This window comes from Pseudarthrobacter naphthalenicus (assembly GCF_029076445.1).
Classification (GTDB): domain Bacteria; phylum Actinomycetota; class Actinomycetes; order Actinomycetales; family Micrococcaceae; genus Arthrobacter; species Arthrobacter naphthalenicus.
Genome location: NZ_JARESG010000027.1, coordinates 13,768 through 36,358 on the forward strand (window position 1 = coordinate 13,768; position 22,591 = coordinate 36,358).

Annotated in this window: 20 protein-coding genes and 2 tRNA genes; 14 read left to right on the forward strand and 8 right to left on the reverse strand. The window is 65.3% G+C overall.

Annotated elements, in window-relative coordinates; genetic code table 11:
- The first annotated feature begins 21 nt into the window (after positions 1 to 21).
- Complete coding sequence (gene ettA, locus PY310_RS18990; protein WP_275216080.1) at positions 22 to 1,704, forward strand: energy-dependent translational throttle protein EttA; 1,683 nt, start codon at positions 22 to 24, stop codon at positions 1,702 to 1,704.
- Between the two features lie 93 nt (positions 1,705 to 1,797).
- On the opposite strand, the gene PY310_RS18995 is transcribed toward ettA, so the two are convergent.
- Positions 1,798 to 2,781 carry an acyl-CoA thioesterase gene (locus tag PY310_RS18995; protein ID WP_275216082.1) on the reverse strand — a complete coding sequence of 328 codons (984 nt, stop codon included), beginning with the start codon at positions 2,779 to 2,781 and terminating at the stop codon, positions 1,798 to 1,800.
- 63 nt (positions 2,782 to 2,844) lie between these two features.
- Here PY310_RS18995 and PY310_RS19000 point away from each other — a divergent pair, with 63 nt between their 5' ends.
- Entirely contained in the window at positions 2,845 to 3,501 is a 657-nt protein-coding gene (locus PY310_RS19000) for a DUF8185 domain-containing protein (protein ID WP_275216083.1), read from the forward strand.
- Here PY310_RS19000 and PY310_RS19005 read toward each other — a convergent pair.
- A complete protein-coding gene (locus tag PY310_RS19005; protein ID WP_275216085.1) occupies positions 3,498 to 3,950 on the reverse strand; it encodes a globin in 453 nt (150 codons plus the stop codon). The genes PY310_RS19000 and PY310_RS19005 overlap by 4 nt on opposite strands.
- A 4-nt stretch (positions 3,951 to 3,954) precedes the next feature.
- Complete coding sequence (locus tag PY310_RS19010) at positions 3,955 to 4,647, reverse strand: mechanosensitive ion channel family protein (protein WP_275216087.1); 693 nt, start codon at positions 4,645 to 4,647, stop codon at positions 3,955 to 3,957.
- A gap of 117 nt (positions 4,648 to 4,764) precedes the next feature.
- Between PY310_RS19010 and PY310_RS19015 the strand changes: the two genes are divergently transcribed.
- Positions 4,765 to 5,757, forward strand: a complete 993-nt coding sequence (locus tag PY310_RS19015) for an NAD-dependent epimerase/dehydratase family protein (RefSeq protein ID WP_275216089.1) — start codon at positions 4,765 to 4,767, stop codon at positions 5,755 to 5,757.
- 67 nt (positions 5,758 to 5,824) lie between these two features.
- Here PY310_RS19015 and PY310_RS19020 read toward each other — a convergent pair whose 3' ends face one another.
- Together PY310_RS19020 and pepN are read right to left on the reverse strand one after the other, a co-directional pair.
- On the reverse strand, positions 5,825 to 6,310 hold the full coding sequence (locus PY310_RS19020; protein WP_275216091.1) for an OsmC family protein: 486 nt from the start codon (positions 6,308 to 6,310) through the stop codon (positions 5,825 to 5,827).
- Positions 6,311 to 6,319: 9 nt separating this feature from the next.
- Positions 6,320 to 8,887 carry an aminopeptidase N gene (pepN, locus tag PY310_RS19025; RefSeq protein ID WP_275216093.1) on the reverse strand — a complete coding sequence of 856 codons (2,568 nt, stop codon included), beginning with the start codon at positions 8,885 to 8,887 and terminating at the stop codon, positions 6,320 to 6,322.
- A gap of 110 nt (positions 8,888 to 8,997) precedes the next feature.
- Here pepN and PY310_RS19030 point away from each other — a divergent pair, with 110 nt between their 5' ends.
- From PY310_RS19030 to PY310_RS19040, 3 genes are read left to right on the forward strand one after another with little or no spacing between them, the layout of a single operon-like run.
- Positions 8,998 to 10,014 carry a hypothetical protein gene (locus tag PY310_RS19030; RefSeq protein ID WP_275216094.1) on the forward strand — a complete coding sequence of 339 codons (1,017 nt, stop codon included), beginning with the start codon at positions 8,998 to 9,000 and terminating at the stop codon, positions 10,012 to 10,014.
- A gap of 50 nt (positions 10,015 to 10,064) precedes the next feature.
- Positions 10,065 to 10,559 carry a ribose-5-phosphate isomerase gene (locus tag PY310_RS19035; protein ID WP_275216096.1) on the forward strand — a complete coding sequence of 165 codons (495 nt, stop codon included), beginning with the start codon at positions 10,065 to 10,067 and terminating at the stop codon, positions 10,557 to 10,559.
- Positions 10,559 to 11,446, forward strand: coding sequence for an Fpg/Nei family DNA glycosylase (locus PY310_RS19040; protein WP_275216097.1), 888 nt, complete (start codon positions 10,559 to 10,561; stop codon positions 11,444 to 11,446). The genes PY310_RS19035 and PY310_RS19040 overlap by 1 nt, the downstream gene beginning before the upstream one ends.
- Positions 11,447 to 11,561: 115 nt before the next feature.
- On the opposite strand, the gene PY310_RS19045 is transcribed toward PY310_RS19040, so the two are convergent.
- Positions 11,562 to 11,632, reverse strand: a tRNA-Gly gene (locus PY310_RS19045).
- Between the two features lie 144 nt (positions 11,633 to 11,776).
- Here PY310_RS19045 and PY310_RS19050 point away from each other — a divergent pair.
- The 6 genes from PY310_RS19050 to PY310_RS19075 all read left to right on the forward strand — a co-directional run bounded on the left by PY310_RS19050 (position 11,777) and on the right by PY310_RS19075 (position 17,021).
- Positions 11,777 to 11,851: transfer RNA gene (locus PY310_RS19050), tRNA-Pro, on the forward strand.
- A gap of 85 nt (positions 11,852 to 11,936) precedes the next feature.
- Entirely contained in the window at positions 11,937 to 13,325 is a 1,389-nt protein-coding gene (gene tig, locus PY310_RS19055) for a trigger factor (protein ID WP_275216098.1), read from the forward strand.
- A 248-nt stretch (positions 13,326 to 13,573) separates the two neighbouring features.
- On the forward strand, positions 13,574 to 14,197 hold the full coding sequence (locus PY310_RS19060) for an ATP-dependent Clp protease proteolytic subunit (RefSeq protein WP_275216109.1): 624 nt from the start codon (positions 13,574 to 13,576) through the stop codon (positions 14,195 to 14,197).
- A gap of 39 nt (positions 14,198 to 14,236) precedes the next feature.
- On the forward strand, positions 14,237 to 14,896 hold the full coding sequence (locus PY310_RS19065) for an ATP-dependent Clp protease proteolytic subunit (protein ID WP_275216099.1): 660 nt from the start codon (positions 14,237 to 14,239) through the stop codon (positions 14,894 to 14,896).
- A gap of 178 nt (positions 14,897 to 15,074) precedes the next feature.
- Positions 15,075 to 16,355, forward strand: coding sequence for an ATP-dependent Clp protease ATP-binding subunit ClpX (clpX, locus tag PY310_RS19070; protein WP_275216101.1), 1,281 nt, complete (start codon positions 15,075 to 15,077; stop codon positions 16,353 to 16,355).
- A gap of 51 nt (positions 16,356 to 16,406) precedes the next feature.
- Positions 16,407 to 17,021 (forward strand): mycothiol-dependent nitroreductase Rv2466c family protein, encoded by a 615-nt coding sequence (locus tag PY310_RS19075; RefSeq protein ID WP_275216102.1) that lies wholly within the window; start codon positions 16,407 to 16,409, stop codon positions 17,019 to 17,021.
- 369 nt (positions 17,022 to 17,390) lie between these two features.
- Here the strand turns inward: PY310_RS19075 and valS are convergent, their stop codons facing one another.
- On the reverse strand, positions 17,391 to 20,009 hold the full coding sequence (gene valS / locus PY310_RS19080) for a valine--tRNA ligase (RefSeq protein ID WP_275216104.1): 2,619 nt from the start codon (positions 20,007 to 20,009) through the stop codon (positions 17,391 to 17,393).
- A gap of 53 nt (positions 20,010 to 20,062) precedes the next feature.
- On the opposite strand from valS, the gene PY310_RS19085 reads away from it, so the two are divergent.
- Positions 20,063 to 20,452 (forward strand): DUF488 domain-containing protein, encoded by a 390-nt coding sequence (locus tag PY310_RS19085; protein ID WP_419095523.1) that lies wholly within the window; start codon positions 20,063 to 20,065, stop codon positions 20,450 to 20,452.
- Positions 20,453 to 20,461: 9 nt separating this feature from the next.
- Positions 20,462 to 21,265, forward strand: a complete 804-nt coding sequence (locus PY310_RS19090; RefSeq protein WP_275216107.1) for an SDR family oxidoreductase — start codon at positions 20,462 to 20,464, stop codon at positions 21,263 to 21,265.
- A gap of 50 nt (positions 21,266 to 21,315) precedes the next feature.
- On the opposite strand, the gene PY310_RS19095 is transcribed toward PY310_RS19090, so the two are convergent.
- Entirely contained in the window at positions 21,316 to 22,380 is a 1,065-nt protein-coding gene (locus tag PY310_RS19095; protein ID WP_275216108.1) for an endonuclease/exonuclease/phosphatase family protein, read from the reverse strand.
- Between the last annotated feature and the right edge of the window lie 211 nt (positions 22,381 to 22,591).

Consider the following 22,591-nt stretch of genomic DNA (forward strand, 5'->3'; position numbering starts at 1 on the left):
CAACCCACTAGATTTGGAACCATGGCGGAATTTATCTACACAATGACCAAGGCCCGCAAGGCTGTTGGCGAAAAACTCATTCTTGACGACGTAAGCATGTCCTTCTTCCCGGGCGCCAAAATTGGTGTTGTTGGCCCGAACGGTGCCGGTAAGTCCACCATCCTGAAGATCATGGCCGGCCTGGACACCCCCTCCAACGGTGAGGCCCGGCTCAGCCCCGGTTACACGGTGGGCATCCTGTTGCAGGAGCCACCGCTGAACGAGGACAAGACGGTCCTGGGCAACGTCCAGGAGGGTGTGGGCGAGATCTACGGCAAGATCCAGCGCTTCAACGAGATCTCCGAGGAAATGGCCAGCCCCGACGCTGACTATGACGTGCTGCTCGAAGAAATGGGCAAGCTTCAGGAAGCCATCGACGACGCCGACGCCTGGGACCTCGACTCCCAGCTGGAGCAGGCCATGGACGCGCTCCGCTGCCCGCCGGCCGATGCCGATGTTACCCTCCTCTCCGGCGGTGAGCGCCGTCGCGTGGCCCTCTGCAAGCTCCTGCTGCAGAAGCCCGACCTCCTGCTGTTGGACGAGCCCACCAACCACCTTGACGCCGAGAGCGTTCTGTGGCTGGAGCAGCACCTTTCCAGCTACGCCGGCGCAGTCCTGGCCGTCACCCACGACCGGTACTTCCTTGACCACGTCGCGGAATGGATCGCCGAAGTGGACCGCGGGCACCTGTACCCCTACGAGGGCAACTACTCCACTTACCTGGAGAAGAAGCGTGCGCGCCTGGAGGTCCAGGGCAAGAAGGACGCCAAGCAGGCCAAGCGCCTGACCGAGGAACTCGAATGGGTTCGCTCCAACGCCAAGGGGCGCCAGACCAAGTCCAAGGCCCGTCTGGCCCGCTACGAGGAGATGGCTGCCGAGGCGGACCGCACCCGCAAGCTGGACTTCGAAGAGATCCAGATTCCACCGGGCCCCCGCCTCGGCGGACTGGTGCTGGAGGCCAGGAACCTCCAGAAGGGCTTTGATGACCGCACACTCATCGACGGACTGTCCTTCACGCTGCCGCGCAACGGCATTGTCGGTGTCATCGGTCCCAACGGCGTCGGCAAGTCCACACTGTTCAAGACCATTGTTGGCCTGGAACCGCTCGACGGCGGAGAGCTGAAGATCGGTGACTCGGTCAAGATCTCCTATGCGGACCAGAGCCGGGGCGGCATCGACCCCAACAAGACACTCTGGGAAGTTGTTTCCGACGGACTGGACTACATCCAGGTAGGCCAGGTTGAAATGCCGTCGCGTGCCTACGTCGCCGCTTTCGGCTTCAAGGGACCTGACCAGCAGAAGAAGGCCGGTGTCCTCTCCGGCGGTGAGCGCAACCGCCTGAACCTGGCGCTGACCCTCAAACAGGGCGGAAACCTGCTGCTCCTTGACGAACCCACTAACGACCTCGACGTCGAAACGCTCAGCAGCCTCGAGAATGCCCTGCTGGAATTCCCCGGCTGTGCCGTGGTGGTTTCGCACGACCGCTGGTTCCTGGACCGGGTGGCAACCCACATCCTGGCCTACGAAGGCGACGAGGAAAACCCCTCGAAGTGGTACTGGTTCGAGGGCAACTTCGAATCCTACGAGGAGAACAAGATCGAGCGCCTCGGTCCCGATGCGGCCAAGCCGCACCGGGTCACGCACCGCCGCCTCACGCGCGACTGATCCACACGCCTGATTCAGGTGCAGAAAAGGCCGGCTCCCAGTTCATTTCACGGACGGGGACCGGCCTTTCTGCTGCCAGGGTGCAGGGTGCAGTCAGTCCCGGACAGCCTTGCGGATCTGGTGCTGCAGGAGTTTGGACTGCACTGCCCCCACCACTTTGTCCTTCAGATCCGTGGGCACGCGGATCATGCCCTCCTGTGCCACGGAGGCGACGTGCTGCCCGGCCCGGTTGAAGATCTTCCCGGTGGCGAGTCCCCGGGCGCCCTGGGCGCTGGGGGATTCCTGGACGTACAGGAGCCACTCGTCCACCCGGGCCGGCCGGTGCCACCACATGGCGTGGTCCAGGCTGGCGACGCTCATGCCCGGGGTGATCCAGCTCAGGCCGTGGCGGCGCAGGACCGATTCCAGCAACGTGTAGTCGCTGGCGTAGGCCAGCGCGGCCCGGTGCAGGTTGGCGTCGTCCGGCATGGGCCCGAAGGTCTTCATCCAGACAGCGTTCCGGGCTTCATGTTGGCCCTTGGCGGAAACGTAGATGGGCGGGTCCACGTGCCGGATGTCGAAGGGCCGTTCATAGGCCCAGTGCTGCGCGACGGGATGGTCGAATTTGCCGAGCAGCTCAGCTGTACTGGGCAGCGACTCCGGGTCCGGGATGCCGGCAGGCATCTGTGATTCGTGATCCAGGCCTTCATCCAGGTCCTGGAAGGAGGCGATCATCGACAGGATGGGCAGGCCGTCCTGATATGCGTGGACGCGGCGGGCCGAGAAGGACCGGCCGTCCCGCAGCCGCTGCACCCCGAAGGTGATGGGTTTGTTGGCGTCGCCGGGCCTCAGGAAGTAGCCATGCATGGAATGGACAAAGCGGTCCGCGTCCACCGTCCGCATGCCGGCGATCAGCGACTGGGCCAGTACCTGCCCGCCGAACACCCGTTCACGGGGCTGCGGCTGCGATGAGGGCCCCAGGAAGATGTCCTCGTCCGTCCTGGCCCCTTCCAACTCGCCCAGGTCGAGAAGCTGGATGAGCATGGACGTAGGGTCGCCACTGGGCGGGGCCAGCAGTCCGGTTTCGGCTTCAGTCATGGTTCGACTCTAGACGCAGCCCCGGCACCGCTCAACCGAGGCGCAGCCGGTAGTGTTCATGGTGTGTCTGATCTACTCACCCAGTCCCTGCGGTTCGCTGATCCGCGCGATCTCGCCGATCTGCGCACCTTCGCCACCCGCGCCAAAACAATTGACGACGGCGCCATCCGCCTTCAGGCCTCCGGGTCGGTTTTAGCGGCGTACGTGTGTGTCCTGCGGCCTCGGCTGCTGGGCGAAGGCACACCGACCATCCTGGGCCTGCGCACGGTGGCGTTGGCCGAACCTGCCACGGTTGACGTCACCGTTGCGCTGGCCGCAGTCCTTGACCGCCTGGCCAGGGCAGGGGAGGACGACGCCGAACTGCCGCTGCCGCCGTCGACCGTCGCCGAATCGTGGACGGGCGTCGGCGCGCCGAGGACGGGTTGGGAGCCGCTGGGCCCGCTGCAGGATTCCGAACTCCGCCGGGCCGCGGAAGCCGGCATTCGAGAGGTTGCCGGAATTGTCCCGGCCCAGCCCGGAGCCCTCATCGTCAACAACGCACGGGCAGCGGTGTGGGGCCGCGCCCTGGACGCCTCCGGCCTGCCGGCGGGAGCCGCCTTCGCGGCCCTCACCCTCGGGTTCCTCGCTGACGGGGAACAGATGCTCTACCGGGCAGGCCGGTGGTTCCGCCTCAGCAGCCCCCGCGGGCATGTCCTGGTCCGGACAGGGACAGGCCTCTAGCCTTCGGACGGGCTGTTCACCATGGACAGGGCGGCACGCTCCATATAGTCCCAAAGCGTTCCCTCGTACAAGGGCGGCAGCTCCAGGGAGTCCACCGCCGCCCGCATGTGGAACAGCCAGCGTTCCTTGGCCTCAGGGGTAACCCGGAACGGCACGTGCCGCATCCGCAGACGCGGGTGTCCACGTTCTTCGCCGTACGTGGTGGGCCCTCCCCAGTACTGTTCCAGGAACATCCGGAAGCGTCGCTTGGCTGGGCCAAGATCCTCTTCCGGGTACATCGGGCGCAACAGCGTGTCGGTGGCCACGCCGTCGTAGAACACATCTATCAGCCGCACGAAGGTCTCGTGGCCGCCCACGGCGTCATAGAAGTTGTCGGTGTAGCCGGGTTTGCTGAACGGATCATTCTGCATGAGCTGGCGCGGCCGCTGCGGTTCGACGGGTATGGTCATGGCTCTATTCTCCCGCCTTCTGGTCAGTCTTCTTAGTCTCTGTGTTCGTGGCCGGTTCGTGCAAGGCGGCCTCGGCGCCGGCATCCGGTACCTCGGCCGGCACGTAGGTTCCTTGCGAACGGTTGCCCACACGCAGGATTTCACCGTTCCGGAGGTACCAAATGGCACCGTCTTCGGAGCGGACGCGGGTGATGCGCAGGCCCATGGACTCGACGACACCCACCACCTCGCTGGTTTCGATGACGTCACCAATCCCGTACTGATCCTCAATGGTGATGAAGATGCCGGCGAGGAAGTCACGGATCAGCTGTTGGGCGCCGAAACCGATGGCAACACCCAGGATCCCCACGCTGGTCAGCAGCGGCGCGATATTGATGTCCAGGTTCTGCAGCACATACATACTGGTGATGACGGCCACCAGCACGCCCACGATGCTGTTCAGAAGCGAACCGATGGTCTCGGCGCGCTGCACCCGGCGCTCATGGTCCAGGGCCCGGATGGCCGGGGCAACCCACTTGAAGTGCGCCTTCTTGAAGAAGTTACTTCCCGAAGCCACCCGCTTGGTGATCCGGGAAATGACGAACGTCGCCACCAGCCAGACAGCAATGCCCACCCCGAGGCTGATCACGATTCCTGTGATGCTGATGCCGTCGGGCTTACTGGCGGCGGATGGAAGGATCGAGAGCATGCTGAACATATAAGGTGAAACTCCTTGGGGTCTCCGGCGGCGGCCGGGGATAACGTAGGCCTGCGCGGGTTCGCCCGGCGCGTAAGGCTCTGTTCTCTTTCAACATTAGCGCCGTACCGTGAACCCATGCGCATCCTCGTCCTCGGCGGAACAGCCTTTCTCTCCTCGGAAATCGCCCGGCAGGCAGTGGCCGCCGGGCACCGGGTCACCTGTTTGGCCCGCGGTTCTGCGGCGGAACCACCGGCAGGCGTCGCATGGGTGCAGGCAGACCGCTCACTCGGCGCGGACAGCTATATGGCGCTGGCCGGTGGCTGGGACGCCGTGATAGAGGTAGCGCGCGATCCTGTCCCGGCCACAGCAGCGCTCACAGCGCTCGCCGGCCGCACGGGCCACTGGACGTTCGTGTCCAGCTGCTCCGTCTACGCGGACCACTCCACCCCGGACGCCGCCGAGGACGCCCCGCTTCTCCAGCCCCTGGCACCCGGCACCCCGTCCACGCCTGAAAACTATGGAGAGTCCAAGGCCGCCATCGAACGGGAAACACTTAGAGCCACCGGCGGCAACGCCCATCTTTGCCGTGCGGGCCTGATCGGCGGTCCCGGTGATGCGTCTGATCGCTACGGCTACTGGCCAGCGCGGTTCGCGCGGGACAACCGGGCCGCCGTCGTCCCTGACATCGGTGGCCATGCCACCCAGGTCATTGACGTCCGCGACCTGGCGGCGTGGATCCTCACTGCGGCGGAGCACGGGGTGACGGGCCCGCTGAACGCGGTGGGGGACAGCGTGCCGTTCGGGGACTATGTTGCGGAATCGCAGAGTGCTGCGGGGTTCAGCGGCGAAGTGCTGGACGCTTCGGAGGACTGGCTCGTGGCGCACGGGATCAACTACTGGTCCGGGCCGGGTTCGCTCCCGCTGTGGCTGCCTCCTGGGCACGGGGGGTTCTGCACCCGCAGCAACCGGTCCGCCAGGGCAGCCGGACTGAGGACCCGGCCCTGGCAGGAAACCTTGGCGGACACGCTTGCGGACGAGCGTAGCCGGGGTCTGGAGCGCCACCGCAAGGCGGGGCTCACACCGGCCACGGAGGCCCTGCTCGCCGAAGAACTCCTGCTAAGCCGCTGACCCGCCAGCCTCCATGTAAGTAGCAGTAAGTGTCGTTTTGAGCCCTCAAAACGACACTTCCTGCTACCTAGTTGGGCGGGCGGGACGCTACGGTCACCGGGGAGTGCAGCACCGGGAAGTTGACGCTCCGGGCGATAAAGCAGACCTGGTTGGCTTCCCGGTGCATTTGCTCCGCCAGGGCCACGTGCGCCTCGTCGGCCACCGTGACCTGCGGGTTCAGCGTGACGGACTCGAACTGGCCGCTGCCGTCCTGGTTCAGCCGAAGACGTCCCGTGGCCTCGTCCCGGTAGCCGGTGACAACCACCCCGTGCCGGACCGCCACATGCAGGAAGGACAGCATGTGGCACTGCGCCAGCGCCGCCAGCAACAGCTGCTCGGGGTTGTACCTGTCGCGGTCCCCGTGGAACGTCGGATCGGCCGACCCCCTGAGGACCGGCAGTCCGGGGATCACGATGTCGTGGTCGCGTGAGTAGCCGCGGTAGGACGAGGTCCCCTCGCCCAGGTTTCCGGTCCACTGGACCGCCAACGAATAGTGGTGCTGGCTCAGGCTCATGCCGCCAGCTTACGCATCGCCCGGGAGGACGTCAGCCGCGCGTGCCCGCAGGGCCCGGGCCACGCCGTCGCGGTTTTCCAGCATCATCCGCCGCAGCGCCGAGCTGTCCGCCGGGAGGCCGGCAAGAAACGCGTCCGTGCGGTCCACCGTGGCCTGCGTGGTCAGCAGCGCCGGGTAAAGCCCGACGACGATCTGCTGGGCCAGTGCGTGGGTGCGGTCCGCCACGATGCCGGGAACGGCCTCAAAGTACTTTTCCGAGTACGGCTCCAGCAATGTCCGGTCCAGGACGCGCATAAAGCCGGTGACGGCCGATCCCTGCAGCGCATTGGAGAGCTCTCCCTTGACCACGATCGACTCCCAGGCCGCGGCCTTGGCCTCGGGGGTGGGAATTGCGGCCTTTGCCAACGCTGCGGCATTCTGTCCGCTGGCGGTGTTGTCGCGCTCCAGCTCCGCGTCGATCTCGCCCTGGCCCCGGCGGCCCCCCGCCACCAGCGAGGCGAGCAGTTCCCAGCGCAGGTCCTGGTCCACCGCCAGCCCGTCAAGCTCCACCGAGCCGTCCAGCAGGCCGGCGACGGTGTCCAGCTGGGCGCCGCTGGACGCCAGCAGGGCGAACGACTTCACAAACTGAAGCTGGGCGTCCGAGCCGCCTGCTGCCGCACTGGCCAGATCCCACAGCGTGTCCACGGCGGCAACGGTGGTGGCGGCGCGGTGTTCCTCGGCAACGTAGAAGTTCAGGGTGCTGGCCAGCTGGCGCAGCTGGACCAGAATGACGGACGAATCGGACTCGGCCGCCACATTCGCCAGGACCAGCTGCACATATCCGCGCGCCGGGGCCTGGCCGTCGCGGGCCGCATCCCAGGCGGAGTTCCAGACCAGCGTGCGGGGAAGGCTGGCGCTGAAATCCTTCAAATGTGCCGTGGCCGTGGCCAGTGACTTCTCGTCCAGCCGGACCTTGGCGTAGGCGAGGTCGTCATCGTTGACCAGGATCAGGTCCGGCTGCGTCAGCCCGACCAGCCCGGGCACCTCGGTGCGCTCGCCGTCCACGTCGAGCTCTTCGCGGTGAACGCGTTCCAGCTTGCCTGCGGCAGTCAGGTTGTAGAACCCCACGGCCAGCCGGTGCGGGCGGATGGTGGGCCACTCCGCCACGGCGGACTGGACGATGCTGAAGGATGTCAGGGTCCCGGAACCGTCCACTTCAAGTTCCGGCGTGAGGGTGTTCACGCCGGCGGTCTCCAGCCAGAGCCGGCCCCACTGGTCCAGGTCGCGGCCGCTGGCCTTCTCCAGCTCCGCCATGAGGTCGCTGAGCTCCGTGTTCTGCCAGGCGTGCTTCGCGAAGTATTCGCGGACGCCGGCCATGAACTGCTCCGGTCCCACCCAGGCCACGAGCTGGCGCAGCACCGAGGCGCCCTTGGCGTAGGTGATGCCGTCGAAATTCACCTCCACGTCCTGCAGATCATTGATTTCGGCGAAGATCGGATGGGTGGTGGGAAGCTGGTCCTGGCGGTAGGCCCAGGATTTCTCCACGGACGCAAACGTGGTCCAGGCACTAGTGAAGGACGTGTTTTCCACCGCGGCGAGGTGGGACATGTACTCAGCGAAGGACTCGTTGAGCCAGAGGTCGTTCCACCAGCGCATGGTCACAAGGTCCCCGAACCACATATGCGCGAGCTCGTGCAGCACCGTGATGGCCCGGCGCTCGATCTGGGCCCCGGTGACCTTGCTCCGGAAAACGTAGCCTTCGAGGATGGTCACGGCACCGGCGTTCTCCATGGCGCCCGCGTTGAACTCGGGGACGAACAGCTGGTCGTACTTTTCGAACGGATACGCGACGCCGAACTGGGCCTCAAAGAATTCAAAGCCCTGCCGCGTCAGCTCAAAGATGTTGTCCGCGTCCAGGTACTGCATCAGCGATTTCCTGGCGAAAACTCCCAGCGGGACCACCCGGCCGTCGGAGCTGGTCACGTCGCTGCGGACCGACTGGTACGGGCCGGCGATGAGCGCGGTGACGTATGAGGACAGCCGCGGGGTGGGGGCGAACGCCCACACGGAGCGGTCGCCGCCGTCGTCCCCCGGGGCGGCTTCCACGGGCGCGGGGGTGGGGGAGTTCGAGATGACATCCCAGCCCGAGGGCGCCGTGACGGTGAAGGCGAAGGTGCCCTTCAGGTCCGGCTGTTCGAAGACCGCGAACATGCGCCGCGAATCGGGCACCTCGAACTGGGTGTACAGGTAGACCTCGCCGTCCACCGGATCAACGAACCGGTGCAGGCCTTCGCCGGTGTTCATGTACGGCGCGTCAGCCACGACCGTCAGCTCATTTGTTGCCGCCAGGTCCGGCAGTTGGATCCGGATGCCGTCGGAAACAGTGGCCGGGTCCAGTGCCAGCCCGTTGAGGGTCACGCTGTGCACAGCGTGAGTAACGGCGTCAATGAAAGTGGAGGAGCCCGGCACGGCCGTGAACTTCACCGTGGTGGTGGTCCCGAAGACCTGCCCGCCCCTGGTGAGGTCCAGTGCAACCTCGTAGGAGTCAACGTTGATGAGTTCGGCACGCTCGCGGGCTTCGGCGCGAGTCAGGTTCATACCTGGCAAGTGGGGCCTCCAGAAGATTTTCGGTTGCCGGCGGGCGGTGGCCTGCACCGGCACAAGTGAAGTCATTCTGTCACGGCCGCTGGCGGGAGTAGCGTTAATGCATGGGAAAGTTCCGGGATTCGGTGGATGCGAAGGCGCTTCGGTTTGCAGTGGGCTTCCCGGTGGTGCTGGCCGCGGCGTTTGTGGTCAGCGCTTTTTTGTTGCGTGCAGACCTTCCGAATCCGGTCGCGATTGGCTGGACGGCCGACGGCGGAGCTTACTTTGCGCCGTTCGCTGTCTACGCGTGGGGTGGCGCAGCGCTGATCCTGGCCGCCGGCTGGCTGGTGCTGTCGCAGGCGGTGCCGCTGTCCCGGCCTACGGTGATGCGCCGGATCATGATGGGCGCCGGACTGTCCGTCAGCCTGTTCGTCACCGCGGTGCTGGCGGCCGGCCTGGTGGGCCAGACCGGGCTTGCCGACGCCCGCGAGTCCCACGTGGACGTGATAGTCCTCGCGATGGGCAGCGGCGCGGCCCTGTCACTGGGAGTCATCATGGGGTTTGTTTTCAAGGCCGACACGCAGTGGTCGCCCGAGGATGACCGCGCCCTTGAGGTGGCCCTCGCCCGCGAGCTGGATCCTGATTTGGCAAGGGACACGTACCGGCTCTGGGTGCATGCCCGAAGCTCCGTGTTTGTCATGATTGCCGTCGCCAGCCTTTTCCCGGCCGCCCTGATTGCCGTGGCCCTGCCCTGGCTGGGTGCACTGCTGGCCGCCGTCGCCGTGGTGGCTGCCGCCTTCCTCTTCGCCCGGGTAAAGGCCGACCGCCGGGGACTGCGCGTGCTGGTGGCCGGCGTGCTGCCCGTCATGGACGTCCCCGCGGCCTCGATTTCCGCCGCCAGCGCCGCAGAGGTACGCGCCGCCGACTACGGAGGGTGGGGCTACCGTAACCACGGCGGCACCGCCGCGATGCTGGTCAGCAGCGGCCCCGCCGTCGTCGTCCGCAAAACCGACGGACACAATGTGGCGGTCAGCGGCGGCAGCCCCGCGAAGGCCGCGCAGCTGGCCGAGGTCCTGACGCGCGTGGCCGCACGGGCCCAGCGCGATGGCGCCGGGTCGGTGCCCGGCGAGAGCGGATCCTAGTATTCTTGTCCGTGTCGATCTGACCCGGCCCGAAACGAACGGACACTGCTGTGACTTCTTCCCCTGCCTTCCCGCGGGTACACATCGCCACCGACCACGCAGGCATGGAACTCAGCGCCCACCTGGTCACCCACCTCACGGCCAAGGGCTACGACGTGGTGGACCATGGCCCCAAGGTCTACGACGCGCAGGATGACTACCCGTCCTTCTGCATCAACGCAGCGCTCGCCGTCGTGGCGGACCAGCAGGCGGGCGTCCATGCCCTGGGCATCGTGCTGGGCGGTTCGGGCAACGGCGAACAGATCGCGGCCAACAAGGTCAAGGGTGTCCGCGCGGCACTTGCCTGGAACCACTCCACCGCAACGCTGGCGCGTGAACACAACGACGCGAACGTCGTGGCGGTCGGCGGCCGCCAGCACACGGTGGAGGAAGCCACCGAGCTGATCGAAGCCTTCCTCGCGGAGCCGTTCAGCAACGACGAGCGGCACGTGCGGCGGATCGGCAAAATCGCGGCGTATGAGGCCACCGGCGAGGTCATCGAGTAGTGCCGGAGGGGCATTCAGTCCGCCGCCTGGCGCAGCAGTTCGGTGACGTGTTCACCGGCGAACCGTTGACGGTCAGCAGCCCCCAGGGCCGCTTCGCCGACGGCGCCGCGCTCCTGGACGGCCAGGTGCTCACCGACTCCCGGGCCCACGGCAAGCACCTCTTCCTGCATTTTGACCATGCCGTGGTGCTGCATGTCCACCTGGGTTTGTACGGCGCCTGGGATTTTGGCGGTGACGACACCTTCCGAGGCGCCTCCAGCATCGGCGCGCCCCGGAAGGTCGGGGAGAGCGAACTGTTTGAGGACGTGGCGGCGGTCGAGTACGCCGGGCCGCCCGAACCGAAAGGCGCCGTCCGCGTCCGGCTCGTGAGCCGGCACGGGTGGGCGGACCTCCGCGGCGCCACGACCTGCGCCGCCATCACCGAGGCCGAGGCGCGCGCCGTCCTGGCCAGGCTCGGGCCTGACCCGCTGCGGAACCTGCCCGAGGACAAGGAACGCTTCGTGACGGGCGTGTTGTCGCGGAAGACGCCCGTCGCCGCGCTGCTGATGGACCAGAAGGTGATAGCCGGCGTCGGCAACGTTTACCGGGCCGAGGTGCTCTTCCGCCAGCGGATCAATCCCTGGCTTCCAGGCAACACCTTATCCGCCGGTGCTGCCGGACAGTTGTGGGACGACACCGCCGCCGTGATGGCCGACGGCGTCCGCGACGGGCGGATCATCACCACACCGGCGGTGTACTGGGAGGAAGGGGCGGTGCTGCCCGCGGGGGAGGACGCGCATTTTGTGTACAAGCGGGAGGGGCTTCCGTGCAGGGTCTGCGCCACGACGGTGGCGGTCTCGGAACTGGTTGGCCGCAAGCTGTACTGGTGCCCCGGCTGCCAGGCATAGCGGGAACTGACGCTTAGGTTTCGCAGAAACAGGATGCAGGGAAACACGATGCAGTAGCAGGTTCCAGAGAAACAAAAAAATGCAGGGCCCCGTAAAAGGAGCCCTGCATGTCCGGAGGGGACGACGGGAATCGAACCCGCGTAATCAGTTTGGAAGACTGAGGCTTTACCATTAAGCTACGTCCCCGGAAAAGCACGCTCGCCGGGCCTGCCGGTCTGCTGCGTTCTTCGGTCTGGCTGTTGAAGCCGGATACAACTAAACCTAATTCATGCCCCACGTGTCAAATGTGCAATCGGGGCAGAAATCACCGTAGACTTGCCTGTGCACTTACGGGGTGTAGCTCAGCTTGGCTAGAGCACCTGCTTTGGGAGCAGGAAGTCGCAGGTTCAAATCCTGTCACCCCGACTCTGCGGCCTCGACCGTCTACGCGGCCCGGGGAAGAAATGCGTTGCAGATACCCATCCCACGAAACCCCAGGAGTACTTAGACCGTGAAGAGCGCTGTCGAGAACCTCACCCCCACGCGGGTCAAGCTCAATGTTGAGGTCCCCTTTGAGGAATTGAAGCCCAGCATCGACGAGGCCTACAAGACTGTTGCTTCGCAGATTCAGGTGCCTGGCTTCCGTAAGGGCAAAGTCCCCTCCAAGCTGATCGACCAGCGCGTCGGCCGCGGCTACGTCCTCGAGACCGCCATCAACGAAGGCCTCAACGGCTGGTACCAGGCTGCAGTTCAGGAATCCGGCATCCGCCCCCTGAGCCGCCCCGAGGTTGAAATCACCGAAGTTCCGGACCCCACCTCCACGGACGGGGAACTGAAGTTCCACGCCGAGGTTGATGTGCGCCCCGAGATCGAACTCCCGGACTACGCCGGAATCAAGGTCGAGGTAGCCGCTGCCGAGTCCTCTGACGAGGACGTGGACAAGGCCCTGGACGAACTGCGTGGCCGCTTCGGCACGCTCAAGTCCGTGGACCGTCCGGCTGCCGACGGTGACTTCCTCACCATCGACATCACCGCCACCATTGACGGTGCCGAGGTTGATTCCGCTGCCGGGCTGTCCTACCAGGTGGGCGCAGGCACCATGCTGGAAGGCCTCGACGAGGCAGTCACCGGCCTGAGCGTTGACGAGGATGCGATCTTCGATACCACTCTGGTGGGCGGCGACCACGCCGGCGAGTCGGCCCAGGTGAAGGTTGTCGTGAAGGCCGTCAAGGAGCGCGAGCTCCCCGAGGCTGACGACGACTTCGCCCAGCTGGCCTCCGAGTTCGACACCCTCGCCGAACTTCGCGAAGACCTGGCCAAGCAGGCCGCTGAGTCCAAGGTTGTGGAGCAGGGCGTAGAGGCCCGCGACAAGGTACTGGACAAGCTCGTTGAGCTCGTTGAGGTCCCGGTTCCGGACTCTGTGGTCGAAGAGCAGCTCGAAGCCCACTTCAAGGACGGCAACGGACACGGTGACGGCGAGCACGACACCGAGGAGCACCGCGAAGAGGTCAAGGCCAACACCGCACGCGCCTTCCAGAACGAGATCATCCTCGACGCGATCGCCGAAAAGGAAGACGTCAATGTCAGCCAGAACGAGCTGATCGACTACATCGTGTCCACGGCCAGCCAGTACGGCATGGACCCGAACCAGTTCGCCCAGATCATCGATCAGAGCGGCCAGGTTCCCATGATGGTTTCCGAGGTCCGCCGCCGCAAGGCCCTGGCTGTTGTCCTGGGCCAGGCCACGGTCACTGACACCGACGGCAAGGCCGTTGACCTCAGCGACTTCGTCCGTCCCGGCGGCGAAGAGGAAGCTCCGGCCGTGGAGGAGTCCACCGAGGACGCCCAGGCCGGCACGGAAGCCACCGCGAGCGACGACCCGGCAGCTGTGAAGTTCTAGCACGGCCGGACAGTACAACTGAAGGCAGCCCCTGGACCGACCGGTCCGGGGGTTGCTTTCGTTAAAGCCCCGTCCGGGAACAGCATTGCTCCGTCGGCCGCCGGGGATCGTGCGCCGTCAGCGAACAGCGCGATTCCGGCGAACAAATCGGTCATCAAACCGGTTAGTGTCCAGTAGTGAAGTTCAGTGATGTCACCGTCACCAGCGAGAGGTAAGTACACATGTCACAGCACGCAGAGAGCCCCCGGATGGCGACCGTCGATCCGGCCGCCCAGGACAACTACATCTACAACCGGCTCCTCAAGGAGCGGATCATCTGGCTGGGCTCCGAGGTGCGCGACGAGAACGCCAACGCCATCTGCTCGCAGCTGCTGCTCCTTTCCGCGGAGAACCCGGAAAAGGACATCTACCTCTACATCAACTCACCCGGCGGTTCCGTGACGGCCGGCATGGCCATCTACGACACCATGCAGTTCATCCCCAACGACGTCGTCACGGTCGCCACCGGGCTCGCAGCCTCCATGGGCCAGTTCCTGCTGTCCTCGGGCACGAAGGGCAAGCGCTACGCCACGCCCAACGCCCGCGTCCTCATGCACCAGCCCTCCGGCGGTATCGGCGGCACGGCCTCGGACATCAAGATCCAGGCCGAACTGATCCTGCACATGAAAAAGGTGATGGCTGAACTGACTGCGGACCAGACCGGCCAGACCGTGGAAACCATCCTCAAGGACAATGACCGCGACAAGTGGTTCACGGCCACCGAAGCCCTCGAGTACGGCTTCTTTGACAAGATCGCGGCCCACGCCGGTTCCGTATCCGGCGGTGGGGGAACCGCCAACGGGAACTCCGGCGAGCCGGCCTCCGAGAAGTAACCCGGCACTTTCGAACATTCAGATCAGGAGCAACAAAAAATGACTTACAACTTCGGATCGACTGCCGGTAATCTTCCGACCAGCCGCTACGTACTTCCCCAGTTCGAAGAGCGCACACCGTACGGCTTCAAACGCCAGGACCCGTACACCAAACTGTTCGAGGACCGCATCATCTTCCTCGGGGTCCAGATTGACGACGCCTCGGCGGACGACGTCATGGCCCAGCTGCTGGTGCTCGAGTCCACGGACCCGGACCGCGACATCACGCTCTACATCAACTCCCCGGGCGGCTCCTTCACGGCCATGACGGCGATCTACGACACCATGACGTACATCCGGCCGGAGATCCAGACGGTCTGCCTCGGCCAGGCCGCCAGTGCCGCCGCCGTCATCCTGGCCGCCGGCACGCCGGGCAAGCGCCTGGCCCTGCCCAACGCCCGCGTCCTGATCCACCAGCCCGCGCTCTCCGGCGGTCAGGGCGGACAGGCCTCCGACCTCGAGATCCAGGCCGCTGAGGTCATGCGGATGCGCTCCTGGCTTGAGGACACGCTGGCCCAGCACTCGGGCCGCACCCCTGAGCAGGTCAACAACGATATTGAACGCGACAAGATCCTGACGGCAGCCGAGGCCCTTGACTACGGCCTCATCGACCAGGTGCTTGACTCCCGCAAGATGAAACCGCAGGCACTCGCCCGCTAGCAACATTCCCGACAGGCCGGTGCGGCCCAGTATTTTGGCCCGCACCGGCCTTAGCTTTCCACCCTTGCGGTCAAATGTGACCTAGAGTGGAAGGTGTCACGGCCGGCCCACCCAGGCCGCCCACGATTCCAGCAACGGTGCACAGCTGCCTGGCAGCAGATACTAAAGGGGTTCACATATGGCTCGGATTGGCGAGAGCACGGATCTGCTGAAGTGTTCTTTCTGCGGAAAGAGCCAGAAGCAGGTGCGCAAGCTCATAGCCGGGCCCGGTGTTTACATCTGCGACGAATGCATTGAACTCTGCAACGAGATCATTGAGGAAGAGCTCGCCGAAGTCGCCGATCTGGGGAGTTTCGAACTGCCCAAGCCCCGCGAAATCTTTGACTTCCTGCAGGAATACGTCATCGGCCAGGAGCCTGCCAAGCGTTCCCTCGCCGTTGCGGTCTACAACCACTACAAGCGGATCCAGGCAGGGCACGCCCCGAAGAGCGGCAGCCTCGCCGATGCAGGCCACCACGACGACGTCGAAATCGCCAAGTCCAACATCCTGCTCATCGGCCCCACGGGCTGCGGCAAAACGTACCTTGCGCAGACGCTGGCCCGGCGCCTGAACGTCCCGTTCGCCGTTGCTGATGCCACCGCCCTGACGGAGGCGGGCTACGTGGGCGAGGATGTGGAGAACATCCTCCTCAAGCTGATCCAGGCAGCGGACTACGACGTCAAAAAGGCCGAACAGGGCATCATCTACATCGATGAGATCGACAAGATTTCGCGCAAGAGCGAAAACCCCTCCATCACCCGGGATGTTTCCGGCGAAGGCGTTCAGCAGGCCCTGCTGAAGATCCTGGAAGGGACCGTTGCCTCCGTCCCGCCGCAGGGCGGCCGGAAGCACCCCCATCAGGAATTCATCCAGATCGACACCACCAATGTGCTTTTCATCGTCGCAGGCGCCTTCGCCGGGCTCGAGGAAATCATCGGCTCGCGGTCCGGGCGCAAGGGCATCGGCTTCGGCGCGCCGCTCAACGATGCCAGCAACAAGGTGGACTCCTACGGGGAGGTCATGCCTGAAGACCTGCTGAAGTTCGGCCTGATCCCGGAATTCATTGGACGCCTGCCGGTGATTACCACGGTTTCAAGCCTGGACCGGGACGCTCTCATCCAGATCCTCTCCACGCCCAAGAACGCACTGGTCAAGCAATACCAGAAGATGTTCCAGATCGACGGCGTGGAACTCGCCTTTGATGAGGACGCCCTCAACGCCATCGCGGATCAGGCCTTGGAGCGTGGCACCGGTGCCCGCGGCCTGCGCGCCATCATGGAGGAAGTGCTGCTGCCGGTCATGTTCGACCTGCCCAGCCGGGAGGACGTGGCCAGCGTGGTCATCACATCCGATGTTGTCCTGAAGAAGGCGGAGCCCACGCTCATCCCGCACGTGAGCAAGCGTCGCAAATCCGCATAACTCCTTCAGAACCTACGAACTACGCAATTGAAGAACCAGAGGAGCTTACGCATGACTGAAGCCACCACTAACCACGCCGATTTTTGGTTCGATCCGCTGTGCCCGTTCGCCTGGATCACCTCGCGCTGGATCGGGGAGGTCGAAGCTGTCCGGGACATCAAGACCGTCTGGCACGTAATGAGCCTGTCCGTCCTGAACGAGGGCCGGGATCTCGATGCGGGCTACCGGGAGCTGATGGACAGGGGATGGGGCCCGGTGCGCGTCATCACTGCCGCCAGGGAGCAGCATGGTGATCAGGTGGTCAAGCCCTTGTACGACGCCATGGGTACGCTGATCCATATTGGCGGCGAGAAAGACTTCGACGTCGTCATCGCCAAAGCCCTGGCCGAGTGCGGGTTGCCTGCCGGGCTGGCCGAGGCAGCAGGTTCGGACGCCTTCGACGCGCAGCTGCGGGCCAGCCACGAGGAAGGCATCTCCCTGGTGGGCCAGGACGTTGGCACGCCGGTTGTGGCCTTCAACGGAACAGCGTTTTTCGGTCCCGTCCTGACCCGGATCCCGCGCGGCGAGCGTGCCGGCGAGCTATGGGACGCCACGGTCACGCTCGCTTCCTTCCCGCATTTCTTCGAGCTGAAGCGCAGCCGCAGCGAAAGCCCGGAATTCGACTGATTCCAGCTCGCCCACACCATGATTGGGCAGCAAAGAGCCCCGAAAGAATTACTGTCATGTAGTTCTTTCGGGGCTCTTGCACTCCATCCTGGAGGCGACCAGAATAGTTCTTACCCACTTCGAAAGAAGCGGGACGCAGGAACCAAAGATTCAGTGAAATATATTCGGCGCAGCCTTCGGCAAAGTCAGATATGAGCTACCTGTGACGAGGTAGGAAGACCTGAAGATCCGAGGATTCTGCCAGACCATCAAGACGTCACCGGATGGCCGAAAAGTCGAAGCCCCACCAACGGCAAAACGCTGATGGGGCTTCCCCTTTGCCCAAAACCGGCAGTCGCTTCCGGACAGGCACCTATGAGGGGCCTGAGGTCAGGCGACCGGCTGTTCCTCCGGGGCCGCCAGCACCACGTCACTGACGGTAAGTTCGCCGTCGCCTGCCACCAGGGTCAGTTCGCGGGCATTCGAGGCGGCCTTCAGGTCGCCCAGCCCGGCCTTGAGCTGGGTGGTCAGCGACTCCGAAGCCGTGATGGTGGCCGAGAGGACCTCGGTGCGCTGCTTGACCTTGGCTTCGGACTTGGCCTTGCGGACCCCGCTGAGGGCAGTACCCACGGTGGCCAGCAGGGTGGTGTCGCCGTCGACCAAAACGGCGGCAGGCCATGCGGCCCGGTGCACGGACCCGGTACGCCACCAGCCCCAGACCTCCTCGGTGGCGAAGGGCAGGAACGGGGCAAACAGGCGCAGCAGCGTGTCCAGGCTTGTGGCGAGGGCAGCCAGGACCGATGCCTGCTCTGCTTCGCCGGCAGCACCGTAGGCGCGGTCCTTGATGAGCTCCACGTAGTCGTCCGTGAACTGCCAGAAGAAGCTCTCGGTGATCTGCAGGGCGCGGGCGTAGTCGTAGTTATCGAAGGCCTTCGTGGACTGCTGGACCACCTCAGCCAGCTGCGCCAGCACAGCGCGGTCCAAGGGGTTGGTGAGCACCGCCAGGTCAGTGGAAACCACGGAGTTTTCGGTGGCGCCAAGGTTCAGGACGAACTTGGAGGCGTTGAGCAGCTTGATGGCCAGCCGGCGGCCGATCTTCATCTGCGCGATCTCGTACGCCGTGTCCGCGCCAAGCTTGGCCGAGGTGGCCCAGTAGCGGACCGCGTCGGAGCCGAATTCGTCCAGCACGTCGGTGGGAACCACCACGTTGCCCTTGGACTTGGACATCTTCTTGCGGTCCGGGTCCAGGATCCAGCCCGAGATGGCCGCATGCTTCCACGGCGCAACGTTCTGCAGAGCGTCGGCCTGGACCACCGAGGAGAAGAGCCAGGTGCGGATGATGTCGTGGCCCTGGGGGCGGAGGTCGAACGGGAAGACCTTCGCGAAAAGGTCCTCGTCCCGGCTCCAGCCGCCCACGATCTGGGGCGTCAGGGAGGACGTGGCCCAGGTGTCGAGGATGTCGGCGTCACCGGTGAAGCCGCCGGGAACGTCGCGCTGCGCCTCGTCGTAGCCGGGGGCGGCGTCCGCGGCGGGGTCCACCGGCAGCTGGTCGTCCGACGGCACGATGGGTGCGTCGTAGTCGGGGTTGCCGTCTGCGTCCAGCGGGTACCAGACGGGGATCGGCACGCCGAAGAAGCGCTGCCGGGAAACCAGCCAGTCCCCGTTCAGGCCGGAAATCCAGTTCTCGTAGCGGGACCGCATGAAGGCGGGGTGGAAATCGATTTCGTGACCGCGCGCGATCAGGCGTTCGCGGCGATCTTCCTCGCGGCCGCCGTTGCGGTAGTACCACTGGCGGGAGGTGACCACTTCGAGGGGCTTGTCGCCCTTCTCGTAGAAGTTCACCGGGTGCATGATCTTTTTGGGCTCGCCGTCGATCAGGTCCTCGGCGGCCAGGCGCTCGACGACGGCCTCCTTGGCGCTGAACACGGTCTTGCCGGCGATCGCTTCAAAAGCGGCGCGGCCGGCGTCGGTGGTGATCCAGTCCGGAGTGTCGCCGATGATCCGGCCGTCGCGGCCCACGATTGCCCGGGTGGGCAGCTGGAGTTCGCGCCACCAGGTGACGTCGGTGAGGTCGCCGAAGGTGCAGACCATGGCGATGCCGGACCCCTTGTCCGCCTTGGCCAGCGGGTGGGCCCTGACCTCAACCTCGACGCCGAAAACGGGGGAGGTGACCTTCTTGCCGAACAGCGGCTGGTACCGCTCGTCGTCGGGGTTTGCCACCAGGGCGGCGCACGCTGCGAGCAATTCGGGACGGGTGGTCTCGATGTAGATCTTCTCGCCGTCCTCGGTGAAGAACGGGTACCGGTAGTAGGCGCCGGCCACTTCCCGGTCCTCAAGTTCAGCCTGGGCCACGGCGGTGCGGAACGTGACGTCCCACAGGGTGGGGGCCTCGGCCATGTAGGCATTGCCGGCCGCGAGGTTGGCCAGGAAGGCCCGCTGCGAGACCTGGCGTGAGGAGTCATCGATGGTTCGGTAGGTCAGCTGCCAGTCCACCGAAAGGCCGAGCTGCTGGAACAGGCTCTCGAAGACCTTCTCGTCCTCCACAGCCAGTTCTTCACACAGTTCGATGAAGTTCCGGCGCGAGACGACGTCGAAATCGCGCTGGTTCTTGGCCGGCTGCGCCGGCGGCTGGTAATCGGCGTTGTACGGGATGGCCGGGTCGCAGCGGACGCCGTAGTAGTTCTGCACGCGGCGTTCGGTGGGCAGCCCGTTGTCATCCCAGCCCATCGGGTAGAACACGTTCTTGCCGATCATGCGCTGGTAACGGGCCAGCACATCGGTCTGCGTGAAGGAGAACATGTGCCCCACATGCAGTGAACCTGAGGCGGTGGGCGGGGGAGTGTCGATCGAGTAGACCTGCTCCCGGGTGGTGTCCGGGTTGAATTTGTAGGTCCCTTCGGCAAGCCAGCGCTGCGTCAGGGCAGCTTCGAGCCCCTCAAGGGCGGGCTTATCCGGAACGTTGATAGGGGCGGTGGAGGGCGTGTCTGTACCCTGAGTGTCATCAGCCATTTGGCAATTGTTTCATGGACTCATCGGCCCCGTGGTCCCGCGACTCCAGTAGCATGCGGCGTATGGGTACGTCGGCGGCAACTTTTGGGATCAAGCGCATCTATGCGGAACCGGCGGACGACGACGGCTGCCGGGTTCTGGTGGACAGGCTCTGGCCCCGCGGACTGAGTAAGGAGAACGCGCGGCTGGACATGTGGCTGAAGGAAATTGCGCCCTCGGAACCGCTCCGGAAGGACTTCGGCCACATGAAAGAGCGTTTCGAAGACTTCAGGCAGCATTACAGGCAGGAGCTCGAGAACAACCCTGCCGTTGCCGCGCTTCATGACCTGGCGGCGACCCATGCAAGGGTCACACTCCTTTATGCGGCCCGGGATCCTGAGGTGAACCACGCGCAGGTGCTCTTGGAGTTCATACAACAGCATCCCGCGCCCCCGGGCCGTTAGGGTGGTGCCATGACTCACGATGCACAGACCGGTTCCGCGCAGGACCCCGCCGCACAGAACAATTCCAACCCCAACCGGGCCGCCGTTGTTACCGGCGCCAGCACCGGCATTGGCGAGGCCACTGTCCGTGCCTTGCGGGCGGACGGCTGGACCGTCTTCGCAGTGGCGCGCCGCGCCGAACGGCTGGCTGCCCTGGAAACTGAGACCGGCGCCGTCGGGATCCCCGCTGACATTGCCGAGGACGACGACGTCGAACGGCTTCTCGCCAAAGTCACCGAAGCAGGGGGCGCGGGAACGCTGATCAACATCGCCGGGGGCGCGCGCGGCGCTGATCCCGTGGCCACTGCCAACACCGATGACTGGGATTGGATGTACCGGGTCAACGTTCTGGGCACCCTGAAGCTCACGCGGGCGTTCCTGCCCATGCTCCGGGCCAACGGTGAGGGGACGGTCCTGAACCTGACCTCCACGGCCGGCCTGGTGGCCTATGAGGGCGGGGCGGGGTACAACGCGGCCAAGTTCGCCCAGCACGCCCTGACCGGCGCGCTGCGCCTGGAGGAGGCGGAGAACAACCTGCGGGTCATCGAGGTGGCGCCCGGCCTGGTTCAGACCGAGGAGTTCGCACTGAACCGGCTGGGCGATGCGCAGGCAGCGTCGAAGGTCTACCAGGGTGTGGAGAAGCCCCTCACCGCAGAGGACGTGGCCGACGTGGTCCGGTATGCCGTCAGCGCGCCGCACCACGTCAACCTGGACCAGATCATCATCCGGCCGGTTGCCCAGGCCGCTACGCATAAGCTCATCCGCAAGGGCTGACCGGGACAGGCTGACCGGGACAGAATGCCCGGGGGCATCCGGGGTGAGCCTTAACCCGGCAGGACAAGCTCCGCGATAACACCGGCATGGTCGGTGCCGGGAACGGCGACGGTGGCGAAGCTTCGGATCCCGATGTCGGCCGTGACCAGGACATGGTCGAGCGCAACGAACAGCGGGACCCGCGAGCCGGCCGGCCAGGTCGGTGTCATGCCCTGGCCTGCAGCCTGCGCGGCATCCGTGAGGCCCGTGGCCAGCAGTTCACGGAACTCGCGGTGATCGTAGCTGGCATTAAAGTCACCCAGCAGGATGGTTGAGGCCGGCCCGGGCACATCCTGCCGGAGCCCGCCCAGCTGCCGGAGCTCCTGACGCCAGCCGGGGATGCGGCCGGGACGGGGGGAATCAACATGGATGGCAGCCAGGCGGATGGCACCGGCCGCGCCGGGAACGGTCACCACCCCCGTGCTTTGGTAGAAGGCGCTGTCCGGCACACGCCCGGATGCCTGCAACGGGAACCTTGAAAAGATCGCACTGCCCACTCCGGCCCAATCAACATCCACCGAGCGGTAGGGGAAGTCCGCTGCGATTCCCGCGGCCTCCAAAGCTTCCAGGCCGGGAGGGCCCAGTTCCGGCAGCGCCAGAATGTCGGCCTTGCGGGCAAGGGCCTCTTTCAGGAGCACCGTGGAGTCAACTCCCGAGGACCCCACATTGAGGGCCATCACGGTCACCGTCCGGCCCGTGCCGGGGATGGGACCGCCAGCTGTGGCCGCGGCCTGGGGTGCCGCGCCTGGTCGGTCACGGGGTAACAGGCCCGGCGCCACCAGCTGCAGCTGAATCAGGAGAAGGGCCGTCGCCGCCGCAGCGAGGATCGTCCGGCTGAGCCGGGAGCTCAGGCAAACCGCCAGCACGGCGGCCGCCAGCGCCGCCGTCGTGAATGCAAGAGTGGCCGGAAACAAGGACAGCAGCTGAATCCAGGGGGTGCCCAGATCCCACCGGACAAGACGTAGGACGGTCAGCAATGCGCCGGGCAGGCAGAGGACCACCGCCACGGCCCAGCAAACCCCGGCGCCGATACGCCGGAACTGCCTGCTGCGCCCGCGGACACCGGCCCTCTGCATACCGTCCATTATTGGGCCCGGTCACGCGTCTTCCTACGAATCGGGCCCCCTAACCATGCCCTACTCTTCGCGGGTGTCCGGGAACCTGTTGCCTCATTGCAATACCTCCGGGAAGACTTATTCGTTGCCTCATCTGAAAACCTCCGGTTGAGGGTTTCGTTGCCTCATTGAAAAACCCCCGGTTCTTCAGTTGTTCCAGGCCTTGTTGACG